Here is a 24055-nt window from a genome sequence, read left to right as displayed (position 1 = left end):
GCTGTCTTGCGTGGTTACATGGTCATAACCTCTCGGGGGATCTGCTTGCGCTGAACTGCTTCCTGCGTAAGCGTCTTACCTAGCTTTCATTTTTGCAGACCTTCGGTGCAAAAAGATACGGCCCCCCTTGTGCCAGGGAGCAGTGCTTCAAAGCCGTCGTGTATTAGGTTTGCCCCCACCTGTATATGTATGAGCGCCGGTATAAATAATCAGGGCAAACAGCTCAAAAGGCCCCCGCAAACGGGTTATAGTTGAGTGAAATCTCGTGTCAGCGCTCACAGGAGCCTGCTTGACCCCCTCTTCCGTTGCCCCAAGGAGCCCTCACCATGGCAGAAGCCTTTTTCTCGTCCAAACCCAACCGCGTCATCGCCACCGGCGCTGACGGCGTAGAACGCCTTGGCCCCGTCAACGCCGCAGAAGTACCCCGCTGGGCCGGAACTGCCACCTTCGCCCGCCTACCCCGCCTGGACGAGGTAGAAAAAGCAGATATCGTAGTCGCCGGTATGCCCTGGGACTCCGGTGTCTCCTACCGGCCCGGCGCACGCTTTGGCTCCAACCACGTGCGCGAATCCTCCCGCCTGCTCCGCCCCTTCAACCCCGCCGCCAACATCTCCCCCTTCAAAGAAGCCCAGGTAGCAGATGCCGGGGACATCATCGGCAACCCTTTCAACATTGAAGAAGCCCTCGAAATGTTCGAGGCCGGTGCCCACGAACTCACCAAGGACGGCGCGCAGCTCGTGACCATCGGCGGTGACCACACCATCGCCCTGGCCAATCTGCGCAACCTGCACAAGAAACACGGCAAAATCGCCCTGCTCCACTTTGATGCCCACCTGGACACCTGGGACACCTACTTCGGGGCCGAATACACCCACGGCACCCCCTTCCGCCGCGCCTTTGAAGAAGAACTACTGGACACCGACGCTCTCTGCCACGTAGGTACTCGCGGCCCCCTCTACGGCACCGAAGACCTAGAAGACGACGCCCGCTTCGGCTTTGGCATCGTCACCAGCGCCGACGTCTACTACCTGGGCGTTGAGAGAGTCGTCCAACTGCTCCGTGAGCGCATTGGCGACCGACCCCTCTACGTCTCCATCGACATTGACGTGCTCGACCCTGCCCACGCCCCCGGCACCGGCACCCCCGAAGCGGGCGGCATCACCTCCCGCGAACTCCTGGAAATCCTGCGCGGTCTGCGCGGGCTCAACCTGGTCGGGTCTGAGGTTGTTGAAGTAGCCCCTCCCTACGACCACGCCGAACTGACCGGTATCGCCGCCGCCCACGTGGTCTACGAACTCATCAGCCTGCACGCAATCGGTGCCACCGACCAGCCCGCCTCACCGGCAGCTGGCCTTGCTGGCACTACCTACAACGGCTAGAAAGGCAGACCCGTGAGTAAAATAGCTAACCTGCTGGCAGAAGCGACCCCCGCTGAAGCCCGCATCATGCACCACTTTGCCGACCGTGCCGCCGGTTTCCGCCCCTCGGCAGTGCGCGATGTTTTTGAGGTCGCCATGCGCCCCGGCATCATCTCCCTGGCCGGTGGAAACCCCGACCTGGACCTGCTGCCGCTGGAACAGCTCGGTGCTATGAGCGCCCGCATCATTCAAGAAGAGGGCCTAGAAGTTCTGCAGTACGGCTCCGGCGCGGGCCTGGAAGAACTGGCTGAGCTGGTCTGTCAGTTCATGGAATCTGAAGGTGCCCGCCCATCCGTGGACGATATTCAGATGACCGCAGGCTCCCAGATGGGCCTGGACCTGGCCACCAAACTCTTAGTTAATCCCGGGGATGTCATTCTGGCAGAAGGCCCCACCTACACAGGTGCCCTGGGCGTTTTTGAGGGCTACCAGGCTGATGTGCGCCAGGTAGCACTCGACCAGGACGGCCTGGACCCCGCCGCTGTCGCCCAGGCCATTGCTGACATCCGCGCTGAGGGTAAAGAGGTCAAGTTCCTCTACACCATCCCCAACTTCCAGAACCCCACCGGCATCACCCTCTCGGATGAGCGCCGTCAAGAGCTGGTGCGTGTTTGCCGCGAAGCTGACGTACTGATTGTGGAAGATAACCCCTACGGCCAGCTCTCCTTTGACGGGGTGCGCCGCCGCTCTCTCTACTCCCTGGACCCCGAGAACGTGCTCTACCTGGGCTCCTTCTCTAAGGTCTTCTCGCCCGGTGTGCGCGTGGGCTGGATGGTCGCGCCCTTCCGCGTCCGCAAGTTCTTGCAGATTGCCGGTGAAGCCGTCACCATCTGCCCTTCGGTGCTCTCTCAGCGCCTGGTGCTGGGCTTTATGAGTGAGGGCCTGTGGGAGTCCCATACCCGCCGCACCGCCGCCCTCTACCAGGCCCGTTGCCAGGCTGTGTTGGATGCCTGCCAGAAGTACATGCCCGCAGGCACCACCTGGACAGTGCCTGAGGGTGGCTTCTTCACCTGGCTGACCCTGCCCCAAGGGTGCAAGTACGCCGATGCCACCGACGCCCTAGCCCCGGCCATTGAGGCCGGTGTGGTCTTTATCCCCGGCTCAGCCTTCTACGAGCCGGTAGAAATCGAGGGGAAACTGGTCAATCCCGGAGCTAACCAGCTCCGCATCGCCTTCTCCGCTATCGAGCCAGAGGCTCTGACCGAAGGCGTCAAGAGGCTGGCTGAGGTGCTTGCCGGGTAGTCCCCGCCGAGGGTAATAGGTGCGCGGCGTAGGGTGAGGCTTGCGCCCCGCACCTTTATATTCGTAGCAGATCGCAGGAGAAGAGGTGGAGCCTATGTTAGAGAAAGCCAGCAAAGCCGCTACCGAAATCTTCTCGCCCTTTGTGCTCTCCGGGCTGTTGCTGGCCATCATTGCGATCGCCACAGACCCCACCTGGGTCGTACCCGTGGCGCTCTCACTCCTCTTTATCGTGGCTATCCCCCTGGCCCTTTCCCTCTGGATGCACCGCACCGGCAGGGTAGGGGACCGCTTCATCCAAGACCGGGCACAGCGCACCCCCTTCTACGCGGGCACCCTGCTTTCTTTCGCCGCCGGGGCGCTGGCCCTGAACTTCGTGGATACCAGTAGCCAGGTGCCCCTGGCCCTCAACCTGTCGGTGGCTATGTTGCTGGTCGTTGCCCTGGTCAACCTCAAAATTAAGGCCAGTATGCACGCACTGGTGGCCGCCCTCTTCGCCCTGGTTTTCCCGCTCTACATACCCCTGCCCACCCTGGGTTACGCGGTGGGTGCAGGAGTGTGGGCTAGCACCGTCTACTCCCGCTACTACCTGCGCAAACACACCGTCCCTGAGCTGGCCCTGGGCACGCTCTTTGGGGTCGCGCTCGCGGCTGTCTTCCTGGGGCTGAGGTAGGACTTTATAGGGTTGCTACACGCTCGTGTGGCCGCTGTCTTTTCTGACCTGCTCCAGGGTCTGCACGAGGTCTAGGGCCTGCGCTTGATCCTTCATGACAACCTCATAGGCGCTACCGTCCTTCACGGTGAGACTCACGCGGAACTTTCCACCCATATTGACCCGGTATCCCTGCGCGGTCTTGACAACAGGCCAGTTAATAGCCCCGGAATTGAGCCCAGAATCTTCTTCCGTCTGGACGGCCACGATATCCGAGTAGGCTATGTCCCTGCGCCACAGGGGTGCCCTGATTTCCAGGGCGGAGCCGAGGTGCACCTGCACCTTAAAGAGGGAAAGGTAGGCGGCGTCCAGGAGTACTAGCACAAAGATAGAGGACAGCAGGGCGGGCAAAATGTTCCCCGTCCTGTCCGTCAGGGATCTGGGTACCGCTAGAGATACCGCAAGGATGATAGAAACAAACGCTAAGGAGGCTATAACCATGGTGCCTGGACGGGCAAGGTACTTTTTACCCATGTCACTCAACTTTCGGTAGCCCCGGGGGCGCTAGTGTCCTCATCAAGGTAGCGGTGAGCGATTGGTAGCCACAGGAGCGCCATGAGCGCCAGCACAAGCGCAAGCGCGGCAACAGTACCGCCCGGGCTGGCCCCGGCACCCCACCCAATCAGCGGGTTCACAGCTATACCCACCAGGCTACCAAGAGTGCTAGCAACATTGAGTACCGTGGCTCGACGGTGCGCCGGGATGACCTTATTAGCCACAGCCCGTGTGATGGGGCCTCGCGCGTGCATACCAAGAACCACCAGCACAAACCCCGCAATCACAGCAGCAGGGTGCGGGACAACCATCAAACCGAACCCTGCAACCCCGTAGCCCATAGCCAAGAGTAAACTGTTCCTGCGGCCCAAACGATCAACCACCGAACTGGCATAGTGGTTATAGAGAGCGGCCAGCAACTGTGCCGAACCGCCGATGATTCCCCAGGTGGCGACCGGTACCTGCGCAGCCTGGAACAGTGGCTGGTTGAGTGTAAAAACAGCGTTAAAAATGACGAAGGCCGCGCTGGAAGCAACCGCCGTATAGAGCAGAACAGGGTTGGTCAAAAGCAAGCCGGTACCACCTCTAAGGCTTGCCCAAGTGTTCTCAGGCTCCGGGCCATTAGCCTTTGTAGGTTGCTGGCCGGGCAGGAAAGCAACAGCCACAGCGGCACCAAGCGCAAAGACAGCACTGACGGTAGCCGGTAGCCAAAGGCTATGCGCCGCCATCAAACCGCCGGCAACAGACCCAACCACCCCGGCCCCCAGTTCTAAGGAACTCAAATGACCCCATACACCTACCGAAATATCGTCGGCGGTCTCACCCAGCGAGTCATAAATATAGGCGTCCTGCACACCGGTGAGCATGGCAATGCCCAGCCCACTGAATACGAAGGATAAGGCAAAAGCGCCTAGGGAGTGCCCAGCGGCAAAAAGTATCTCGGCCACCGCGTTGAACACAAAACCGGTCAGGATGACCCAACGCCGATCTACCCGGTCTGCCACCAGGCCAGAAGGCACCTCGGCTACGAGAATACTGGCCAGTAGGATGCTTTCCAGCAGGAAAATATCCTCTAGGGACAGCCCCCTGGAGGTCAGGAACAGGGCGCTGACCGGGACGTAGAAGGAAAATCCCGCTGCGACAGTTGCTAGGGCAATAGGTAGCAGGGAACGGTCTTTCCACACGCGGGAGGCAGCGGTGGGAGCACCCATGAGGACCTCCATATCCGTGGGCAACGCAAACTTCAAAGAGCGGGGGAGCCCAGAGCTCCCGTAGCTTAACTGCTAGGTGTCCTGCCGGTTCCGGTAAGCAATGAAAGCTAGAGCAACAAGAGAGGCAAGGCAGGCAACATACAGGACAACAGACTTGTAGCTTTGGTCAACAAAAGCAAGAACGACAAAGATTATTGCCAGGAGGGCAACAAGAACCCAGGCAACAATACTATTGCTGATCTTGGCCCGATTCTTTTCATTCATACCTATTGCTCTTTTCGGGTGGTTTTGTGTTCCCAGATTTAGAAGATTGGACTAAGTGTCTGACTATTTTGATTCTAATCGTAGGCGGGGTCGTAAGACCCTTTACATGTGAACGGTTTTGCGCGTAGATTTAACGTGGGGGCGCGCTCGCCGTGCGCCCCCGCATGTTTCGGCACAAGGAGGTAGCCGTGGAGAAAGATACGAAAGAACCCCTGCGTAGCTGGGTGGCAGGTAACGGCCCGATTTACTTCGGCATGGCAGTCGGTGCTGTCCTGGGCCTGGTGGCCTATGTGAAGGGCTGGGTGTAAACGCCCTGCCAGAAATGTCTACGCCTGCCTCTTGGTTGCTCGCTCCCTCAGGTAAGGGCTAAGCATCAGTCCTAAACCGGTCGCAGATATCACCGAAACAGGGGTAAAAACAGCAACCGGGTCGTTGGCAAGGGCAGAAATAAGCAACCATTCGACTATCAGCAGTGCGATAACTGCAACCAGCACAAGAGCCGAAGAAGCGAATAATTGACCCTTATCCAGTTTCTGGTTCATGAGTCTGCCTTTCTAGGTGTGTAGATACCTTGTGGGTGAGCTATAGCTTCTAATCTCGACAAGGTTTTGAATTGACCACAGCAGCAACCAAGGTCGTGGCAAAAGCCAGGCCAAATGAGGCTACAGCGAGGAAAGAGCCAAGGCTCGGGTCGGCATCCGGCCGGTTCAGCAAGCTGAACCCTGCAGATATGCCAGCCAGTGAGAGAACCCAGGCAACTGCTAGAACACGCGATACTTTTGATCTCATACCTACAGTATGGCGTGACTTGGGTCTCGTTTGTGGCATGTTGATGCCGTGGCGAAGCTCTGATCTGCGGACCCGGTGCTTAGTGTGCGGCGCAAACCTTCATGTGCGTGTGCTTTGAACACGCTGGTGAAGGTTTTCACCGCATTCAGTTTGTGGTGGGTGGGGGGCAAGGCTAAGCCCGCAAGGAGACGTAGATGAGCTATGTGGGCATGGGTATGCCAGCGCAGGTGGCTCCGGCACTGAGCTGCCGCCCACCGTTCACCCGCGCTTTGCCCGCACGTGAGCGTCCCCACCGCCGCCCTGCCCCATAATGGTGCTATGCGTATCTTTGCCCACCGGGGAGCCTCCGGAACCCGCCCCGAAAACACCCTCACCGCTTTCACCGCCGCCGCTGACGCCGGTGCCACCTGGGTCGAAACCGATATAGACCTAGCCGCCTGCGGCACCCCCGTCCTCCTGCACGACACCGACCTAGACCGCACCAGCAACCTGACCGGCTCCCTCTACACCTACACCGCCGCCCAGCTTGCCACCGCAGACGCCGGCTCCTGGTTCTGCCCCGATTACGCCGGTGAGCCTGTACCCACCCTGGACCAGCTCGTCACCCTGGCTAACGAGCGCGGGCTGAGCCTCAACATCGAACTTAAATCCAACGAACAGGGGGCAGAACGCTCCCACCTGCTCATTGACCGGGTCATTGCTGAGCTAGCTCAGCTCAGCCCAGAGCGGCAGGTTATCGTGTCCTCCTTCAATCACCTGCTCTTAGCTGAGTTCAAACGCCGCGCCCCGCAGTACGCCGTGGGGGCACTCTTAACTGCTGAGACCTTCCAACCGGATTGGCTATCGGTCCTAGAGCTAATTGATGCTCAAGCCGCCCACCTGGAAGACCGGGGTCTGACCCGCGCAAGCGTGCGAGCCCTGCGCCAGGCCGGCTACGGGGTCAATGTGTGGACGGTCAATAGCGCCGCCCGCGCCAATGAGCTCAAAAACTGGGGTGCCACGGGCGTTTTCACCGACTACCCGGAGAGGCTTCTGCACCTGGAAAGCTAGGCCGGAACAGGCATGAGGTTAGCTTAGTCCCGACCCACCACGGGCTTAGAGTGCCTACTCTCACCGCGCCGTCCCTGCCCTGGGCGGTGCGGGCTTGCTAGGCTTGAATTCCATGGTGAACAAAATTGGTTTTGACCGTGAAAAATACATTGAGATGCAGTCCCGGCATATCCAGGAGCGCCGTGAGCACATCGGCGGCAAGCTCTACCTAGAAATGGGCGGCAAACTCTTTGACGATATGCACGCCTCCCGCGTCCTGCCGGGCTTCACCCCGGACAACAAAATTGCCATGCTGGAGCAGCTACGCGACGAGGTAGAAATCCTGATCTGCCTAAACGCCAAGGACCTGCAACGCAACAAGATTCGCGCCGACCTGGGCATTACCTACGAGGACGATGTTCTGCGCCTGGTCGATGTCTTCCGCGACCGCGGTTTTCTGGTTGAGCACGTTGTGCTGACCCAGATGGAGGACGATAACTCCCAGGCTCTTGCCTTCAAGCAGCGCCTAGAGCGACTGGGGTTGAGGGTGTCGCGCCACCGCGTCATTCCCGGTTACCCCACCAACACCGACCTGATTGTGTCCGAAGAGGGGCTGGGCCGTAACGAGTTCGCGGAAACCACCCGTGATCTGGTGGTTGTCACCGCACCCGGCCCTGGTTCTGGCAAGCTGGCTACCGCGCTCTCGCAGGTCTACCACGAGAACAGGCGTGGGGTTAAGGCGGGCTACGCCAAGTTTGAAACCTTCCCTATCTGGAACCTGCCCCTAGAACATCCGGTCAACCTGGCCTATGAGGCCGCCACTGTGGACCTTGATGACGCTAACGTCATTGACCACTTCCACCTGACCGCCTACGGCCAGTCCACGGTTAACTACAACCGTGACGTTGAGGCCTTCCCCCTGCTGAAGGTGCTCCTGGAAAAAATGACCGGCACCAGCCCCTACCAGTCACCCACCGACATGGGCGTGAATATGGCCGGTAACTGCATCACTGACGATGCCGCCTGCCGCTACGCTTCGGAGCAGGAGATTATCCGCCGCTACTTTAAGGCCCTGGTCGATGAGGCTCGCGGTGGCCTGGACTCCACCCAGTCGGATCGTGCCGCTGTGGTTATGGCTAAGGCCGGGCTTAAGCCCACCGATCGCCCGGTGGTAGAGCCTGCCCGTGCCCGCCAGGAGTCCACCGGCGCACCCGCCGCCGCCCTGGAACTGTCCGATGGCACCATCATCACCGGTAAGACCACCGATCTACTGGGCTGTTCGGCTGTTGCCCTGCTGAACGCTCTTAAGCACCTGGCCGGGCTGGACGATAACAAGCACCTGCTGTCCAACGAGGCTTTAGAACCCATCCAGCGTCTCAAGACCCTGCACCTGGGTAGCCAGAACCCGCGCCTGCATACCGATGAGGTGCTGATTGCTCTCTCAACGTCAGCGGCCCATGATGAGGATGCCCGCGCCGCCCTAGAGCAGCTTAAGAACCTGCGTGGGGTGGATGTTCATACCACCACGATTCTTGGGTCTGTGGATGAGGGTATTTTCCGTTCCTTGGGCATGCTGGTGACCAGCGACCCTAAGTTTCAGAAGAAGTCGCTCTACCAGAAGCGCTAGATTCTGAGCGCTCATAGAGTGAGCTGGCCCCGCCCCTTGTTCTGGCACCCGCACGGTGCAGAAGGCCGGGCGGGGCCTTTGCTGTATAACTAACCCCGGTAAGTGGCGTCGTCCACGGGTTCACCCCAGGTGACGAACTCACCGGCCTGGTTGAAGGGGGTCACCGCAATGTGGGTCATGGGCCCTTCTGCGGTGGCCCCGTGCCAGTGGTTAACACCGGGTTCAAAGAAGAAGGCCTCGCCCGGGGTGAGGGTGCGGGGTTCTTGGCCCTCAAGCTGGTAGATGCAGCTTCCGGAGGTCACCACAATGAGCTGGCCAACATCGTGGGTGTGCCAGTTAGTGCGTGCCTCAGCTTCAAAGGTGACGGCTAGTGACTGGAGCTGGCTACTGGGGGCCAGCGGGTGCATGTAGGCTTTGCCGGTAAAAGCGCCTTCGGGTGCGGGCTTGCCCAGGGGGAAGAGGGAATCAGTCATGGGATCTCCTTACAGTAGGTTTAGCTCCATTATCCCGCGCTGACTTAGCCTAGGCACTCTATTTCATGCTCTGCTCAGTGTGTTCTGCAGGCAGGTGCGGCAGGTTTTAGCCAACCAGCCTGGCCTGTGTAAATTCTGGGGAGGGGGAGCAGGTCACTGCATATTTGGTGGCGGCCAGTTCATCAATTTTTGCCACATAGTTCTGGGTTTCAAAGTAGGGGGGAATACCCTCGTATTCTTCTACCGCGCCGGGGCCAGCGTTATAGCCAGCTAAGACGAGATCTTGCAGAGGAGTCTGGTCCTTAGCGTAAGGAGCTAGCCGCTCTGAAAGATAGGCCAGGTAGCGGCCCTGCGCGGCAATAGAATCTTCGGGGCTATCAATATCGCCCTTGCCCCAGATGTCCCAGGTGTCCTGGGTGAACTGGGCCAGGCCGTGCGCACCCGCGTGGGAACGCGCGGTCAGCCGCCAACCAGATTCGGTTTCGAGCTGGGCCGCTAAAACACCCGGTCGCAAACCGGCTACCTGAGCGGCCCCTTCAATATCATCACGAAGCTCAGTGGGGGCGTAGGTCAAATCGGTGCGCCCGCAGTAGTCCTCGTAGGTAGCAGAAAGCCCCACGACACCGACACCCATCAGCACCGCTGATGAAAGAATGTGCCAGTGCGCAAGCAACCCCGCGCCGATGCGCAGGGCGATTTTGGGCTTGGTGCGTTCAGTAGTCATTAGTAACAGCCTACTTGAAAACCGACCCTGAGAGCGGGCCAAAAGCCCCCTGATACCCCCGAAGGTGACGTACCCAACCCCCACAAGATGCCCCCGGCTCTAGTAGAGCCGGGGGCATCAGGTTTCTTATCGAATGACTAGTCGGTGACCTTAATCTGACCGCGAGCGCCACGTTCGGCGGCCGCGAAGTCGTGGTTGACGAAGGTATAGGTGCCTGCCTCGGTGAAGGTCATCTCCACGAAGCCACCTTGGGCGGGGGCTAGGTCGAGGGCTTGGGAGGCCCCCTTGGTGGTGCCGAAAGCGTCCCTTCCGCCTTGGAGTAGGTAGCCGCCCTCCTTGTAGACGGTGTCGAATTGGCTACCGACTATGTGGAAGCTGAGGTCGCCTCCGGGGCCGGCGTTGAGTACCCAGATGCGCACGCGCTCACCGGTTTTTGCTGTCAGGGGGTCGCGTAGGTATTGGGTGGCGTGGCCGTTCCAGAGGGTGAGGGTGGGGGTGCCTGCCGCCAGGCCTTCGGGTGAGATGTTGGTCAGTATGCCTTCGGGGGTGTTACCGGCCTGGGTGAGCGCGACTTCGCTTTGGACGAGCAGGTATTCGCGGTCTACCGGGGGCAGGTCCGGTGGGTCGATGACTACCGCGCCGAACATGCCTGCGGCTAGGTGGGTGCTCATGGGCATGGTGGAGCAGTGGTAGAGCCAGATGCCTGAGGCGGCAGCCTCGAAGCGGTAGACCAGGGTTTCACCGGGGGCTATGGTGCGCATGGGTTGGTCGGGGGCTACGGTGCCGGCGTGGAAGTCGATGGAGTGCCCCATACTGCCCTTGTTGACCAGTGTAATTTCAAAAATATCGCCGACTTTGCCGTGCAGGGTGGGGCCCATGTAGGAGCCCTTGTAGGTCCAGGCGTTCAGGGTGGTGCCGGGGGCTATCTCGCGGGTGAGTTCTTGAACCTTGAAGGTTTGGCGGTGGACGGTGCGCCCGTCGATGTTTTCGCCCTCGGGGACGGGTGCTAGGGCGGCGTCCCGGCTCTGGTAGTTTGCTGAGATGTCGCCTTGCAGGTCAATGTCGGTGGGGGAGAGTACCTGGCCTGCGGCGGTGTGCCCGGCCTGCTGACCGCCGGTGCCCTGAGTGCTGGTAGCGCCGGTGGCAGTTACCTGAAAGGTCATGCCCATGGCCCGGTGGCCCATGACGGAGCACCAGCCTTCCAGATCCTGGGTGATGGTGCCGACCTCTACGGTCTTTGTTTCCCCGGGGTTGATGCGCCCGGTGGAGGTGCCGTTGGCAAAGGTCAGGTCGTGGGCGTTCTTGGTATCGGTGTTGTGGACTTCGATGACCAGCCGGTTGCCTGCGGGTACCTCGGCGGTGTTGGGGGTAAAGCGCATGTCGGCGGTTGCCTCAACGGTCAGGGTGGTGGTCTGGCCGGTAGCGGCGGAACCGGTCCCGCTTGCCGCCAGTCGTGCCCGTGCGGCGGGATCAGCTGCCACTCCCAGGCCTACAACCAGCACCACTGCCAGCGCACCGATGAGGGCATGGCGCAGGTGGGGTACCGGTTGGGGGTGCTGGGCTTCCGGGTCTGGGACGGGGGCTTCACCCCGGGCGCGGGCCTGAATCATGGCTTTGCGGATAGCTACTGACTGTTTGACCCCGCGTAGCATGAGCGGGATAAAAGCGAAGAGGGTGAAAGCTCCCAGCAGGGAGGCCGCTGTGCGTACCCATGAGCCGGTGATGTTCACGGGCAGAATAAAGACCAGAAGAGCCAGGTTAATCATGGTGACTCGGCCGGCTGAGAAGCGGTTGAACTCCCGATTAGAGGCACGCACAGCCTTAGGCCCACCGCCCATACGCGCGGGGAGCAGGTAGCTCATGGCGCCCAACAGCACCTGGGCTAAGAAGCCTGCCACAAAGACGGGGGTGATGGGGCGTAGGCTCAGGCTCTCTAGGCCCTGGGTGAGTACCAGGACGGCGGCCCACAGGACACCCACCAGCAGCCACACCATACCGGCAGCCACCGAGAAGGTGGGGTAGTCAGAGGGTTTCTTGGCGGCGGTGGTTCCTACCATGAGCACACCCACCAGAATCAGGGCGGCGGCGTACAGTATCAGGCCGGATGTAGCCAGGGGAGCATTCCCCATGAGGGCACCGGTGACGGTGAGCGTGAGCCCGGCGCACATGAGCACCAGCGCGCGGGAAGAACGTGCCACAGCATCGGGGAGCATGACGGTGCGGAGCATCGTGGGCCAGAGCGTCATGAGCGTGCCGACCACGGTGATGCCCACAAAGCCTAGGACGTTCACTGCCTCATGGGCTAAAAGTAGGCGGGAATGCCAGGTGGCACTGGTGCCGTCGTAGGCCAGGAGTGCACCGAAAGTAGCACCCAGGGGCAGGAGCCAGGAGGCGGCAATATAGTACCTAATGCTGGTACCGAAACGGGCAGGCAGGGCAGAACGCATTTGCTGAAGTAGGGCCAGCCCGTGCCAGGCCACCACAAGCCCCACCCCGGTCGAGCCAATCAGGGTCAGGGGGTAGAGGTTGAAGATGACCCCCACCATGAGCACAACTATCGAAGCGTTGAGCGTGTAGATGCGCACCAGCTGAACCGGGCGGGCGCTGTCGGGCAGCTTGTTTTTGAGCAGGGCCTCGGTAAAGTGCTGGGACCAGACCAGAATAGAGTTGGTTATCAGCCCCAGGGTCACCATGTGCACCATCAGCCAGAGCGACTCGGGAATCCACCGGTGGGTCATGAGTACCGCAAAAAGCGCAAACATCCAGAGGGAGACGGGTTTGGAGGCCTTGCGGTGCCATGTTGCTCGGCCGGTAGCTATATCGCGGGCCTGGCGCTCGCTGATAGGGGCGCCGGGCGCATCTACGGGGCGGGTCCCGATGCTGAGTTCCTGCCGGTAGCCACGGGTGGGTGCGGTGGGGGAGTTCCCTGACCCCTGCGGGCCTGGTGCCTGATGCGGCTTAGGTGCGTTCTCTGGTTGCTGGGGGGTGGGCTCCGCCATCATCACTCCAAAATATCGTATATCCTATGCGGATTATATCAACTGGAGGCGGTTCGTCGCCATAGGAAGCCTATGCCCTACGGCTGATGCGGGCTTTTAGTTATGAAATTTTATCTACTGGAATATCTTTATCAGTGAATCTTAAAATTTCTATATTTTTGAGGGTGTCCTCGCCATCTCTAGATTTTTTATCTTTGATTAAGATATCATCGCCATCTCGGGTAAGAACGTACTCAGTCGATTTACTAGATAGCTGAACTACATCATTGCCATCTTTGCCATCGATAATGTTATTACCTTTATTCCCCAATAAGATGTTGTCTAGGTTGTTGCCCTCAAGATTAGAATTTTTGGCACCTGTAAGTCTAGCATTTTGATTATATTGTGACTTGAAGGTGTAAGTTTCGTTCTGATCCAAGTAGAGTTTGAATGTTCCGTCAAAATCCGGTGAAATTCTTTCCATATAGGATAGCTCTGGGCCGACAAAATCAGTGATGACTTCGTACGCCGCCGGGTCCTTTTCTTGTACTTGAGATCTATTTTTAGGAATGTAAATTCCCCACATCCCCTTATCATTTTCGGTGTATGCTTCCCAGAGGCCATAATAGGAGTCGATCCCAGAAACTATATACTCGTTCTCCAAGCTACCCTCGGCCTCTAGCTCTTTGAGCCAGTCAAGAGAATTTAGCCCCCACAGGCCTTTCTGGCCCCAGTCTGCTTTATTCTGCGGGAGAGCTTTATCCATTCCCGATTTTATTTTTTGAGCTAGTTCAGATTCAGCGGCAGGCCTTGTAGTTGTGCCTATGCCTTCACCGTGGACTAAATGAAAGATTTCTTCGTAGGAGGCATCCCTGTGTGAATAGTCATTGTCCATGTACCATTTGCTGCCTGCAGTAGGCGTTTCCATCTGATAGAGGGGTTGTCCCAGTAGGGCATCTTCAGGTGTTTTTCCATCCCCATCAGATCCGTTTGGCATCACAAGAACCGCTCCGTTGTCGGCCATGGAATTAGCCACTGCAGTTTTATCGTATTTTGCTGTATTTGTAAGATAAAAACTCAGTATATTGTATGCTTTCAGAACTTGCTCATTTGTAACTTGGCTAGCAGCAACTATGGTAATGGGTTTACCGTTTGGAGCAATATATTTAATGTACTTATCATAATATTTATCGTAGTCACCGCCTAGGGTTGATACATCCTTCGATATACTACCTTCGTCAATATACATTACATATTTTTTATTCTCGAAAGATTGCTCTTTTCCAATTTTCTGATCGCTTGAAGGGCTTGCGTTGACATTGGTATTTTCCGCACCACAACCGGTAGCCATGACAGTTGAAGTTATGAGGAATAATGTTGTTAGCGTTTTTTTCAATTTAAAATCCTTAGTTTTATATTTAGGGTTCAAGGTGCTGTTTGGAGGTGGCTGGGATTTCTTAAAAATTTAATTTTATCTTTTTTAAATACTAGCTGAGGGAGTATATTTTAAACACCCATTTTATCATGGAAATTGGGCTCGCCCCACGCACGTTAGGATTTTTTGTACAAAAAGTCCATAAACTAGAGGCATGTATTTCGTTTTCCTTATCACTCTCGGGGCCGCTCTGCTCATTGCCCTAGGCTGTATCGGTATTGTTTACCCGGTTCTGCCCGGCTCCCTGGCCGTCCTGGCAGGAATCCTGCTCTGGAGCCTCACCCTGCGGAGCCCCGAAGGATGGTGGCTTCTAGGGCTGGGCGCACCCATCGTCCTTGCCGGTATGATGGCTCAAGCCCTCCTGACTGGGCGCACCCTCAAACGCAGGGCTATCCCCAACTCATCTATCCTCTGGGGAGTGGTCGGTGCCGTAACCGGCATGTTCCTTATCCCCGTGGTTGGCCTGTTCGTGGGGTTCGCACTTGCCCTCTTCCTGAGCGAAACCACCCGCAGCGGCGGTGACCTTACTACCTCGCTGGCAAGCACCTGGGCCGCCCTCAAATCTATGGGTCTAGGTATGCTCATCGAACTAGCCGCCGCCCTCACCGCTGGCAGTATATTCACTCTTACCGCCATCATCTACTTCGTCACTGCCTAAAGAACGGTAAAGTAATCTCTCGTGAAAACTCTGCCTGCCTCCCTGATCCTGGCCGCCACCGCAATCATCCAAGCTCTCGGTATCTTCCGGTACACCGATGACACCATGGCGCTTTCTGGCCAAATCTTCTTCCCCGTCCTTTTTGCGCTCATGTCTATCTACATCAGCTGGCGTAACCGTGAGGGCACCGGTAAGTTTTCACTGGCCCACATCATTATTCTTGCCCTGGCCGTTGTTGCCCTGGGCGCAACGGTTGCAGGCTGGAACGCCAGCCTCTACTACTTCTACCCCTCCTACTACGTCTTCTACGCGGCCCTGGGGCTCCTGGTGCTAGAACTAGCCCTGCGCATAGCGGCTCTACCCAAGAAGGAAACCAGCACGAAAGAAGGGGTGGACAAGCGCCTACCCGGTAGAGCCAAAGCCCGCAGGGGAACCAAGCTGGTCGCCGTCCGCAAAGACTCGGCCACCAGGGACCGGGGAACGGCTGCGGACCCCCAGGAGTAGCTAGTTGTGAATATTCTTCGCCTGAGCGCCACGCTACCGGCTCGCCACCGTATCTGGCCGATCCTGACCGCTATTTTCTGCCTAGCGGTCATGCAGTGGCACATTCGCCACTCCATCTTTCTCAACGGCCAGGACTTCGAGGTCTACCGCACCGGCGCAGGCGTGGTCTTTGGCGACCTTTACCCGGGTAAAACCCTCTATAACTACTACCTGCAAGAGGGCAAGCCTATTGCCCTGCCCTTTACCTACCCGCCCTTTGCGGTCATGGTCTTTGCCCCCTTTGCTTTCCTGCCCCTGGGCGTTGGCGCTGGAATGATGACGCTCCTGGCCATGAGTGCAGCCCTGTGGATTTCGGTTCTGGTGCTCAACTACGCCCGCTTACGCGGGGTAACCGTACCCGGTGAGGCCCTCCTCGGTAGCCGCTCACTGGTTCTTGTTCTGGCTACCTGTATCACCATGTTCAGCCCCTGGGACCGCAGCATCGGCCTAGCCCAGATTAACGCCCTGATTCTGCTCTTGGTCATGGCTGACCTGCTCCGCCCCGCCAGCCGTCTGCCACGCGGTGTCCTGATCGGTATTGCCGGCGGTATCAAACTCACCCCGCTGGCTTTTGGGCTGATTCTACTCATGCGCCGGGACATCAAGGGCCTGCTCACCCTGGGCGCTAGCTTCCTGGCTACGGTAGCCGCGGGCTTCGTCTTTATGCCCGCCGCCGCCCGCGAGTTCTGGTTCTACGCCATTTCTGACCCCTCCCGCGTGGGAAACATCAACTACGTGGACAACATCTCCACCCTGGGCTGGCTCCTGCACTTAGGTCTGACCGAAGGCCCCCTGCTGACCGCCCTGCGCGGCAGCATTATTGTGGCCCTACTGGCGGGGGTTGCCTACCTGATTCCGGTTCTTCACCGCCGGGGCATGGTGCTGTCACAGATAGCCCTCAACGGCTTCCTCATGCTGGCCATGTCACCGATTTCCTGGTCCCACCACAACATCTGGCTACCCCTGCTCATGGCGGGCCTGTGGCTGGACGCCTTCCCCGTCTTCTTCGCCCTAGCTACCAAACCGGTGCGCTGGCTGGCGGCAGGTCTAGCGGTACTGGGCTGTGCCGGTCTGATTTACGGGCCGATGCGCATCGGTATCCGCATGGACCCGGCCACCCACAACCTGGACGAGCTCAGCCACCTGGCGCTGAGCCTCTCCGCCCTGCCCATCATCTGCCTGAGCGCCCTGGTGCTCCTCTGGGCGCTGGTGGCCCTCCGCTACCGTCAACAGTTAGCGAGCACCCAAACCAAAATCTAGGGTCAAGCCCCTACGGGCCTCCCCAAAAATGTCTAGGGTAGATACTATGACTAGTTCGCAGATGCCTCCCCAATACGGACCCGACCAAGAAACCACACCCCCTGCTCAGACCCAGCAAGAAGTTCCTTGGCGTACCCCTGTCATTCCGCAGACCCCGAACACCCAGCCGCCACCCTACCTACCCCCGGTAGGCTGGCGGCCCGGCTACCGGCAAGAGCACCAAGAGCTGGGCTACCACCGCCTAGCCCTGACCGACCCCAAGAGCCGCTGGTGGAAACCCCTGGTTGAGGCAGTAATTGGTGCTCCCCTCTACCTTGTTCTGGCCCTTATCTTGAGCATAGCCCTGCTCATACCCAGCCTGATGAGCGCCCTCAAGGAGCAGGCCGCCTCCGGGCAGATGACCATCGATGCCACCGCCACAGCCAGCGACATGACCGCCCAGCTCCAAGCCCAGGCCCTTACAGACCCCCTTATCTTCACAGTGCTCTTCGGGTCGGTAGCGCTCATGTTCCCCTGCCTCTGGTTGGCCCGCCTCATCATGGGCCCCAAGCCCTGGGGTCTGATTCACTCCGTTGCGGGCCGTATGCGCTGGGGCTGGCTCATGGTATGCCTGGGCCTGTCCACACTCATCATGGTTCTGATCCCCCTGGCCCTTGAGGCAGCTACCGGTAGCACCTACCAACTCGCACCCCAAGCTCAGGGCACAACCCTCATAGTGCTCCTGATCTGTATTGGCCTCGTCGTTCCCTTTCAGGCCTATGCCGAAGAACTGGTCTTCCGGGGTTTTCTCATGCAAAGCATCGGCCGCTGGCTCAAACACCCGGCCTGGGCTATCGTCCTGCCCGCCCCACTCTTCATGCTGGGCCACATGTACGACCTCTGGGGTCAGCTGTCCGTCCTGACACTGGGGATCGCCGCAGGCTACATCACCTGGCGCACCGGCGGGCTTGAAGCCGCAATCGCCCTGCACACGGTCAATAACCTCGTCGCTATGACCTTCGGGGTCTTTGGCCTGGCTGACCCCTTCCTGCAAGAAGGCTCTAACCTAGCAGGCTTTACCTCATCACTGATCACCAACGGTATTTTCGTGCTTGTGGTTGTGCTCCTTGCCAAGAAGAAGAACCTAGCCCGCACCCGCCCCGCGCAGGTCTGGGTCAAAGAACAGCCAACACCCCGCCCCGCCCCCGTCCGGTAAAATGTGTCCCATGACTCTTCCGGCTGATACCCCGCTTGACCCCCGCACCAACATCGATGACCTGGCGGCCTTTATTACCGCCTCACCCACCTCCTTCCAGGCCGCCGCAGAAGCCGCCCGCCGCCTAGGCACCGCCGGCTTCACCCCGCTTGATGAAGAAGCAACCTGGGATAGCTCCGCAGCAACCGGCAAGCACTTTGTGGTGCGCGACGGAGCGATCATCGCCTGGGTTGGTACCCAGTCCCATACCGGCTACCGTGTGCTCGGTGCCCACACCGACTCACCGGGGTTCAAAGTCAAGCCTAAGTCATCCATCCGCACCCTGACCTGGAACCAGGTAGGAGTCGAAGTCTACGGCGGACCCCTACTCAACTCCTGGCTCGACAGAGAACTGCGCCTAGCCGGACGCCTGACCCTACTGGTCGACGGTCACCTAGAAAACCGGCTGGTCGCCACCGGACCCATCGCCCGCCTACCCCAGCTCGCCATCCACCTGGACCGAGAAGCCAACAACGGTTTTAAGCTGGATAAGCAGGGCAACCTCTACCCGCTCTGGGGCTTCGGGGACTCCACCGGAGACGTCCTGGCCTACCTAGCAGAACACGCCGATGGCGGGCCGGTAGACCCCACCACCATCGTGGGCTACGACCTCATGTTCGCCGATGCAACACCCCCCAGCGTTTTCGGCGAAAACCAGGAACTTTTTGCCTCGGGCCGTCTGGATAACCTCAGCTCCGTGCACGCCGGGCTGACCGCCCTCACCCGATACGCTGCCCACCAGCCGAACAACCCCCAGCACACCGTCATGCTGGCCGCCTTCGACCACGAAGAAATCGGCTCAGAAAGCCGCTCCGGTGCCGCCGGGCCCTTCCTCGAAGACGTACTGGTTCGACTCTCCCAGGCCAGGGGAGAAACTGTTGAGGACTACCGCCGAACCCTGGCCGCCTCCATCTGCCTCTCATCCGATGCGGGGCACCTGGTCCACCCCAACTACACCGGCCACCACGACCCCACCGTTCGCCCCCTGCCCGGTGGCGGGCCCCTGCTCAAAATCAACGCCAACCAGCGCTACGCCACCGATGCGGTGGGGGCCGGTATCTTCGCTCAGGCCTGTGCACTCGCTGGGGTTCCCTACCAGGAGTTCGTATCGAACAACAATGTTCCTTGCGGCTCTACCATTGGGCCTATCACCGCCACCCGCCTGGGTATGCGAACGGTCGATGTGGGTGTTGGGCTCTTGTCTATGCACTCGGCCCGGGAGCTGACCACCGTAGCTGATATGGCCTACCTGGCCCGCGCTATTGAGGGTTTCTACCGCCTGTAAAAGCACAGCTGAATGGGTAGAACTCTGTGCCCTTGGCTTCGCCAACACCCTTGACGCCAGCCCCGAGCCAGTTGGCTCAACCAAGGGCACAGAGCTTGAATACCAGGCCTATGCCAACACCCTTGACGTCAGCCCCGAGCCAGTTGGCTCAACCAAGGGCACAGAGCCCAAGACACCAACCTCTCCAAGACCCTTAACGCCAGCCCCGAGCCAGTTGGCTCAACCAAGGGCACAGCGCTCAAGGTTCCGCTCCGATAAGACTTTAAAAAGTCAGCCCCGCACCAAACCGGGCGGGGCTGACTTCAAGCAAAAGTGTTACCTGTACCAGGTATCAAAGACGGTGACGGGGGTGGTGCGTTTATGGCGTGAGCGCAAGAAACGGCCCTCAATATTTTCAGCAGCCACAGGGTCAATCTCTTTACCCTCAAGATAGTCATCAATCTGGTCGTAGCTGACACCCAACTCGTCCTCATCGGTACGGCCCGGCTTGCTATCGAGCAGGTCAGCGGTGGGCACCTTCTCCCAGAGCCTCTTTTCAGCCCCCAGAACCTTGAGCAGCTCACGGTTTTGGCGCTTGTTGAGGCCAAAGAGAGGCATTATGTCGGCCCCGCCGTCCCCGAACTTGGTAAAGAAGCCGGTCACAGCCTCCGCCCCGTGGTCGGTCCCCACCACGAGCAGGTTCCTCTCACCGGCTAGGGCGTACTGGGCGATCATACGGGCGCGCGCCTTGACGTTGCCCTTATTGAAGTCCGAAATCGGCTGGCCGGTGGCATCGGCAAATGCCGACTCGAAACCATCAACAGCCGCCGCAACGTTATAGGTCACGGTCTGCTGGGGCATGATAAAGCGCAGGGCGGCCTGGGCATCCTCCTCGTCGGCCTGCACCTTATAGGGTAGGCGTACGGCAATAAACTCGGCCTGGATATCCTCAAGTTCCAGCGCCTCCACCGCGAGCTGGCAGAGCCTGCCCGCCAGAGTGGAATCTAGTCCCCCGGAAATGCCCAGCACGAAGCCGCGGGTCCCGGTAATTTTGAGGTAGTCAACCAGGAACTGCACGCGTTTGCGGATTTCCTCGGTGGGATCGATAGTGGGTTTAACACCCAGTTCTTCAATAATGTGAGCCTGTAGTTCGCGCATGACTCCATGCTACTCGGGAGCCCTCTCCTTGCGCCTTATCTAGCCCCAGAGAATGAGAAAGAGGTCTTATATGCTCATCTGTGAGGATGATTTCAGAGCAGATGAGGCCCCTCAACGGTATAAACCTGTTGGGGTTGACTTAGAGTATTAGGTAGAAGTAAATAACCCCGCGAAAGGCTTCAGCGTGACTGAGCAGAACAATCCTCACCTGCCCCACCAGAACAGCAATTCATCAATCGGCCCTGAGGGTGAGGCTCCCCAGTCACCGAACCACCGGGCTGAGCCGGAACCAGTCGAGCAGGCCCCCAACGCGCCCCAGCAGGACACCCCGGTGTACGGTCAGCCCAGCCAGCAGACACAGGACTACACCGCTCAGCAACCCGCTTCTGCCCAAGCTGACCCCTACGCACCGCAATCACCCGGTTACGGCCAACAGCCTTCCGGCCAGCCTGGTGCCTACAGCGCACCTGGTTACGGTCAGTCCGGCCCCAGCCAGCCGGGCGTTGGTCAGCCAACCTTTGATGCCTACGGCAACCAGATTCCTTCTGATGCCAAATCTATGGCTTTGTTCGCCCACCTTTCAGGTCTGATTGGGCTGGTAGTTACGGTCTCATCCCTTAATTTTATTGGGCCTCTGATTTTCTGGTTCATTTACAAGGACAAGCCCGGCTACCAGTTCGTGCGTTACGCAGCGGCTGGGGCCTTTAACTTCTCCTTCACCATGTGGCTTATCAACGTGGCTGTCTGGATTCTTACCATTGCCACGCTTGGTATAGCAGCGGTATTTACCTGGATTATCCTGCTTGCTGTTTGGGTAGCCCTCATTGTTCTGCACATTATTGCCGCTGTTAAGGCAAATAACGGGCAGGTCTACGACTACCCCATGGCCATCAAGGTCCTGAGCTAGTAGGCCTTTAACGCTCAAAGGGACTGGAAGCGCCGGGCTAATGCGGTGCCTTCCAGTCCCTTTCCCTTATCAGGGGTAGGCCAGACTCATGCTCCTTGCTGACCTTCTCACCTGGTTCGCTATCGCTCACACGGCGATTCACGCCCGCTCCGAGCCAGCAACTTCGCTGTGAGCCTTCTGCTACCACGGATGAAAGGTAGGTATTAGCCGGTCAGCTCGTCCAGCAGGGCCAGGACACGCTGGTTGATGTCATCACGGATCAGCTTCATGCGCTCAGCTCCCTCAATCCCGCGCAGGGACGGTTCATCGGTTTCCCAACGCTCGGTCTTAGCTTCAATCTCGGGGCTGACCCCTTCAAGGTGGGCGGCGGTACCAACAATAATGATGCGGTCGGCCTCCTGTAGCTCCTGCTCGCTCGCGTACTTGGGGTAGCCGGTGCTCATATCGGCCCCTAGCTCAGCTAGTGACTCAGCAGACTCAGCGTTTACAGCACCACCAACCGCGGCCTGAGTTCCCGCTGAGGTGGCGACCACCTGCCCCTGGGCGTGCAGGTTCATCAGGGCCTGCGCCATCTGTGACTTTCCCTTGTTGGACTGGCAGACAAAAAGGACGCGGGGTGGGGTTGCCATAGCTCTCCTCAGCTTGAGTTTGGTGACTAAAGATAAGCCTAGCGCCCAGGGCGGCTGGCCAGCTGTACCCTGCAAAAATATGCACAAGTGAACCTGGCTGGGTCCGAAAGAAGAGGAAACTTCTCCAGGCAGGTTAGACCCTGCCTAGATACCGTGAATACCATTTAGCTGGTGTTGAAGATGTCGCCGCCTGCACTGACGACATGGAAGAAGCCCCTGCCCTCCAGACGCGCGGTGACTACCCTACTGGCCGAGCAGCTGGACTAGGGAATGTTTGGCCCTGTGATTGGCAAACTGTTGGATAATGCCGGCATGTACCATGCCTGGGCCGAGGGAACCGAGCCAGGCAAGTCGCACAACCACCTGTCCATTATTGGGTGCAAGTTCAACGACCGTATCCATAACGGGCAGATGGACACCTCTGAACTGCGCGGTATGGGGCTGGCCTTGAAGCACCCCGCCCCCGAGGACGAAGAAGAGAAGATTACAGTCTACTCGGTGGGAGGCATACCTATTAAGGATATTGCCTGGGGCACCGTGGTCTACCGCAAGGCGGTCAAGAAGGGGATCGGCACCGTGCTGAACCTGTGGGAAACACCTGCTATGAGCTAGTTCCCTCCGCGGTGAGCATCTATCTTCTCGCTGGGACGAGAGGGCAGGTGTATTTTTATGGGGCGTGAATCACACAGAATTTGGATAGTATAAAACTATGCTTTCACATGATGCGGGACACTGGAGTGGGTACAATCAAGCCCAGGTGGGCAGACCTGTGCGCTCTTTACTGACTGATGCCCTCTCACTCCTAGATGTTTGCGGGGGCAAGGCTCTTGATGTGGGGGCTGGAGCTGGCATTGAAACAAAAGCACTGTTGGCTCAAGGGTTTGATGTTCTGTCAGTGGAGCCTACTCCTGACTCTGGGAAACTCATCGCACAAGAGATAGTTCGGTCGAACCCCGAGTGGTTGAGCCGCTGGGAACTTGCAACCTTGCCTATGCAAGATGTGGGTTTAGAATCATCGTATTTTTGCTGTATTTATGCAGGCTTTTCCCTGCCGTACTGCCCACCGGAGGTTTTTGGTGATGTGTGGAGTCGGCTCCTGAACAGTCTTGCCCCTGGCGGGCTGATTGCTGTGGACCTCTTTGGCCCCGAGGATAGTTGGGCGCAGGAATCTGATATTTCTAGTGTTGAGCGTTCCTGGTTGGAGGAGAGCCTACGCGGCATGCAAGTGCATCGACTTGAGGAACAGGCCTACTGGGGTAAGACTTTTTCGGGGGAGAAGTTCTGGCACACCTTTGAGCTAATAGCCCAGAGACCGTACAAGCCCTTACCTACTGCTGCAGAAGTGAGATAAGGGCATATGTGGCAGTTGCCTTCACAGGCTACAGATGAGCACCAGAGACCTAATCCGCTCTAAGGAGCTCTTCAAAAGGGGTGACAGAGAGCCCAACTGACCCCTGTGGCCGAGTTACCTGAGCGGCTTGAGGCCCGGGTCTTTTCTGACCTGCGATACCAAAGAAGGACCCTGCATTGAGGGTTTCTTGGGTATTTGGAATATAGGCGAGGGTGGTGGTAGGAGAGGAGGCTATAAAGGGTGGGTTGTGGTGCTGGCCTACTGCGAAGACATCTAGCCCTACCTCTTCGGCTTTTTGAGCCATTTCGACGATATTGCGTTGGCGCCGGTACTCGCTGGGGGCCTTGCCGCTGTGGGGGTCTGGGGTGATGTCGCCTACTGTGAAGATGCCAAATTGCATGATGGATGCCTTTCTTTTTGAGTTTTATCTCTTGTATAGCCCCCACTCTAAACCAAAATACTTTCCTTGTAAAGTAATTTCTTGTTTTGGGTCGGATGCCTAGGGCAAGTACTTACCCAAAAAAAGAGCCCTGGCTCAATTGAGCCAGGGCCACAGACCGGGTGACATGACAGTAGAAGTAGAAAAGACCCCATAGGAGACAGGGGGTGAGAATAGACCGAGCTACAAGGTGCTAGATACAGCAGGTATAGTCCCTG

The 24055-nt window shown here is 58.5% G+C and carries 23 protein-coding genes and 1 pseudogene; 13 read left to right on the top strand and 11 right to left on the bottom strand.

The genetic code is table 11. The features are described 5' to 3' along the window. Window positions 1–326: 326 nt before the first annotated feature. The 3 genes from speB to ACN085_RS07825 all read left to right on the top strand — a co-directional run bounded on the left by speB (window position 327) and on the right by ACN085_RS07825 (window position 3330). On the top strand, window positions 327–1379 hold the full coding sequence (speB, locus tag ACN085_RS07835) for an agmatinase (protein WP_419111153.1): 1053 nt from the start codon (window positions 327–329) through the stop codon (window positions 1377–1379). Window positions 1380–1391: 12 nt separating this feature from the next. Next, window positions 1392–2660: a PLP-dependent aminotransferase family protein gene (locus tag ACN085_RS07830; protein ID WP_419111152.1), complete on the top strand. Its 1269-nt coding sequence runs from the start codon at window positions 1392–1394 to the stop codon at window positions 2658–2660. 94 nt (window positions 2661–2754) lie between these two features. Continuing rightward, window positions 2755–3330: a hypothetical protein gene (locus tag ACN085_RS07825; protein ID WP_419111151.1), complete on the top strand. Its 576-nt coding sequence runs from the start codon at window positions 2755–2757 to the stop codon at window positions 3328–3330. Between the two features lie 15 nt (window positions 3331–3345). Here ACN085_RS07825 and ACN085_RS07820 read toward each other — a convergent pair whose 3' ends face one another. The 4 genes from ACN085_RS07820 to ACN085_RS07805 form a co-directional block, all read right to left on the bottom strand. Further along, complete coding sequence (locus tag ACN085_RS07820) at window positions 3346–3843, bottom strand: hypothetical protein (RefSeq protein WP_419111150.1); 498 nt, start codon at window positions 3841–3843, stop codon at window positions 3346–3348. A 5-nt stretch (window positions 3844–3848) separates the two neighbouring features. After that, complete coding sequence (locus tag ACN085_RS07815; RefSeq protein ID WP_419111149.1) at window positions 3849–5075, bottom strand: MFS transporter; 1227 nt, start codon at window positions 5073–5075, stop codon at window positions 3849–3851. A 72-nt stretch (window positions 5076–5147) separates the two neighbouring features. Next, window positions 5148–5339 (bottom strand): hypothetical protein, encoded by a 192-nt coding sequence (locus ACN085_RS07810; RefSeq protein ID WP_419111148.1) that lies wholly within the window; start codon window positions 5337–5339, stop codon window positions 5148–5150. A gap of 326 nt (window positions 5340–5665) precedes the next feature. Next, window positions 5666–5881 carry a hypothetical protein gene (locus ACN085_RS07805; RefSeq protein WP_419111147.1) on the bottom strand — a complete coding sequence of 72 codons (216 nt, stop codon included), beginning with the start codon at window positions 5879–5881 and terminating at the stop codon, window positions 5666–5668. A 526-nt stretch (window positions 5882–6407) separates the two neighbouring features. Between ACN085_RS07805 and ACN085_RS07800 the strand changes: the two genes are divergently transcribed. Together ACN085_RS07800 and ACN085_RS07795 are read left to right on the top strand one after the other, a co-directional pair. After that, on the top strand, window positions 6408–7178 hold the full coding sequence (locus ACN085_RS07800; protein WP_419111146.1) for a glycerophosphodiester phosphodiesterase family protein: 771 nt from the start codon (window positions 6408–6410) through the stop codon (window positions 7176–7178). A gap of 112 nt (window positions 7179–7290) precedes the next feature. Next, window positions 7291–8784 (top strand): DUF1846 domain-containing protein, encoded by a 1494-nt coding sequence (locus ACN085_RS07795; RefSeq protein ID WP_419100293.1) that lies wholly within the window; start codon window positions 7291–7293, stop codon window positions 8782–8784. Between the two features lie 89 nt (window positions 8785–8873). On the opposite strand, the gene ACN085_RS07790 is transcribed toward ACN085_RS07795, so the two are convergent. From ACN085_RS07790 to ACN085_RS07775, 4 genes are all read right to left on the bottom strand, one after another. Next, the gene (locus ACN085_RS07790; protein WP_419100292.1) at window positions 8874–9257 is read right to left on the bottom strand and encodes a cupin domain-containing protein; all 384 of its coding nucleotides are present in this window, start codon (window positions 9255–9257) and stop codon (window positions 8874–8876) included. Window positions 9258–9363: 106 nt separating this feature from the next. Next, window positions 9364–9981, bottom strand: a complete 618-nt coding sequence (locus ACN085_RS07785) for a lytic transglycosylase domain-containing protein (RefSeq protein WP_419100291.1) — start codon at window positions 9979–9981, stop codon at window positions 9364–9366. 137 nt (window positions 9982–10118) lie between these two features. Beyond that, the gene (locus ACN085_RS07780) at window positions 10119–12983 is read right to left on the bottom strand and encodes a multicopper oxidase domain-containing protein (protein ID WP_419111145.1); all 2865 of its coding nucleotides are present in this window, start codon (window positions 12981–12983) and stop codon (window positions 10119–10121) included. 97 nt (window positions 12984–13080) lie between these two features. Further along, window positions 13081–14355, bottom strand: coding sequence for a hypothetical protein (locus ACN085_RS07775; protein ID WP_419111144.1), 1275 nt, complete (start codon window positions 14353–14355; stop codon window positions 13081–13083). A gap of 193 nt (window positions 14356–14548) precedes the next feature. On the opposite strand from ACN085_RS07775, the gene ACN085_RS07770 reads away from it, so the two are divergent. Genes ACN085_RS07770 through ACN085_RS07750 form a run of 5 tightly spaced genes read left to right on the top strand, consistent with a single transcriptional unit; the run spans window position 14549 to window position 19374 of the window. Next, window positions 14549–15052 carry a DUF456 domain-containing protein gene (locus ACN085_RS07770; RefSeq protein ID WP_419111143.1) on the top strand — a complete coding sequence of 168 codons (504 nt, stop codon included), beginning with the start codon at window positions 14549–14551 and terminating at the stop codon, window positions 15050–15052. A 21-nt stretch (window positions 15053–15073) separates the two neighbouring features. Then, complete coding sequence (locus ACN085_RS07765; RefSeq protein ID WP_419100288.1) at window positions 15074–15556, top strand: hypothetical protein; 483 nt, start codon at window positions 15074–15076, stop codon at window positions 15554–15556. A 6-nt stretch (window positions 15557–15562) separates the two neighbouring features. Beyond that, window positions 15563–16855 (top strand): glycosyltransferase 87 family protein, encoded by a 1293-nt coding sequence (locus tag ACN085_RS07760; RefSeq protein ID WP_419111142.1) that lies wholly within the window; start codon window positions 15563–15565, stop codon window positions 16853–16855. A 46-nt stretch (window positions 16856–16901) separates the two neighbouring features. Continuing rightward, complete coding sequence (locus ACN085_RS07755) at window positions 16902–18050, top strand: lysostaphin resistance A-like protein (RefSeq protein ID WP_419111141.1); 1149 nt, start codon at window positions 16902–16904, stop codon at window positions 18048–18050. Between the two features lie 10 nt (window positions 18051–18060). Then, complete coding sequence (locus tag ACN085_RS07750) at window positions 18061–19374, top strand: M18 family aminopeptidase (protein ID WP_419111140.1); 1314 nt, start codon at window positions 18061–18063, stop codon at window positions 19372–19374. A gap of 315 nt (window positions 19375–19689) precedes the next feature. Here ACN085_RS07750 and nadE read toward each other — a convergent pair whose 3' ends face one another. Beyond that, window positions 19690–20511, bottom strand: a complete 822-nt coding sequence (nadE, locus tag ACN085_RS07745) for an ammonia-dependent NAD(+) synthetase (protein WP_419111139.1) — start codon at window positions 20509–20511, stop codon at window positions 19690–19692. Between the two features lie 184 nt (window positions 20512–20695). Here nadE and ACN085_RS07740 point away from each other — a divergent pair, with 184 nt between their 5' ends. Then, complete coding sequence (locus ACN085_RS07740; RefSeq protein WP_419111138.1) at window positions 20696–21418, top strand: DUF4870 domain-containing protein; 723 nt, start codon at window positions 20696–20698, stop codon at window positions 21416–21418. 203 nt (window positions 21419–21621) lie between these two features. Here the strand turns inward: ACN085_RS07740 and ACN085_RS07735 are convergent, their stop codons facing one another. Then, window positions 21622–22047, bottom strand: coding sequence for a low molecular weight phosphatase family protein (locus tag ACN085_RS07735; protein WP_419100282.1), 426 nt, complete (start codon window positions 22045–22047; stop codon window positions 21622–21624). A gap of 282 nt (window positions 22048–22329) precedes the next feature. Between ACN085_RS07735 and ACN085_RS07730 the strand changes: the two genes are divergently transcribed. Both ACN085_RS07730 and ACN085_RS07725 read left to right on the top strand, forming a co-directional pair. Continuing rightward, the gene (locus ACN085_RS07730) at window positions 22330–22659 is read left to right on the top strand and encodes a hypothetical protein (RefSeq protein WP_419111137.1); all 330 of its coding nucleotides are present in this window, start codon (window positions 22330–22332) and stop codon (window positions 22657–22659) included. Between the two features lie 157 nt (window positions 22660–22816). Then, the gene (locus ACN085_RS07725; RefSeq protein ID WP_419111136.1) at window positions 22817–23398 is read left to right on the top strand and encodes a class I SAM-dependent methyltransferase; all 582 of its coding nucleotides are present in this window, start codon (window positions 22817–22819) and stop codon (window positions 23396–23398) included. A 178-nt stretch (window positions 23399–23576) separates the two neighbouring features. Here ACN085_RS07725 and ACN085_RS07720 read toward each other — a convergent pair. Next, a pseudogene (locus ACN085_RS07720) lies at window positions 23577–23798 on the bottom strand (LLM class flavin-dependent oxidoreductase); the annotation flags it as partial. Between the last annotated feature and the right edge of the window lie 257 nt (window positions 23799–24055).

The sequence above is a fragment of the Rothia sp. P4278 genome, assembly GCF_048512945.1.
GTDB lineage: Bacteria > Actinomycetota > Actinomycetes > Actinomycetales > Micrococcaceae > Rothia.
Note: the sequence above shows the minus strand (reverse complement) of the source record. Positions and strands in the feature narration are given on the sequence as shown.

Coding starts and splice junctions, on each gene's coding strand:
- speB (WP_419111153.1), top strand. CDS start 327: ATGGCAGAAGCCTTTTTCTCGTCCAAACCCAACCGCGTCATCGCCACC.
- ACN085_RS07825 (WP_419111151.1), top strand. CDS start 2,755: ATGTTAGAGAAAGCCAGCAAAGCCGCTACCGAAATCTTCTCGCCCTTT.
- ACN085_RS07820 (WP_419111150.1), bottom strand. CDS start 3,843: ATGGGTAAAAAGTACCTTGCCCGTCCAGGCACCATGGTTATAGCCTCC.
- ACN085_RS07815 (WP_419111149.1), bottom strand. CDS start 5,075: ATGGGTGCTCCCACCGCTGCCTCCCGCGTGTGGAAAGACCGTTCCCTG.
- ACN085_RS07810 (WP_419111148.1), bottom strand. CDS start 5,339: ATGAATGAAAAGAATCGGGCCAAGATCAGCAATAGTATTGTTGCCTGG.
- ACN085_RS07805 (WP_419111147.1), bottom strand. CDS start 5,881: ATGAACCAGAAACTGGATAAGGGTCAATTATTCGCTTCTTCGGCTCTT.
- ACN085_RS07795 (WP_419100293.1), top strand. CDS start 7,291: ATGGTGAACAAAATTGGTTTTGACCGTGAAAAATACATTGAGATGCAG.
- ACN085_RS07790 (WP_419100292.1), bottom strand. CDS start 9,257: ATGACTGATTCCCTCTTCCCCCTGGGCAAGCCCGCACCCGAAGGCGCT.
- ACN085_RS07785 (WP_419100291.1), bottom strand. CDS start 9,981: ATGACTACTGAACGCACCAAGCCCAAAATCGCCCTGCGCATCGGCGCG.
- ACN085_RS07780 (WP_419111145.1), bottom strand. CDS start 12,983: ATGATGGCGGAGCCCACCCCCCAGCAACCAGAGAACGCACCTAAGCCG.
- ACN085_RS07770 (WP_419111143.1), top strand. CDS start 14,549: ATGTATTTCGTTTTCCTTATCACTCTCGGGGCCGCTCTGCTCATTGCC.
- ACN085_RS07755 (WP_419111141.1), top strand. CDS start 16,902: ATGACTAGTTCGCAGATGCCTCCCCAATACGGACCCGACCAAGAAACC.
- ACN085_RS07750 (WP_419111140.1), top strand. CDS start 18,061: ATGACTCTTCCGGCTGATACCCCGCTTGACCCCCGCACCAACATCGAT.
- nadE (WP_419111139.1), bottom strand. CDS start 20,511: ATGCGCGAACTACAGGCTCACATTATTGAAGAACTGGGTGTTAAACCC.
- ACN085_RS07735 (WP_419100282.1), bottom strand. CDS start 22,047: ATGGCAACCCCACCCCGCGTCCTTTTTGTCTGCCAGTCCAACAAGGGA.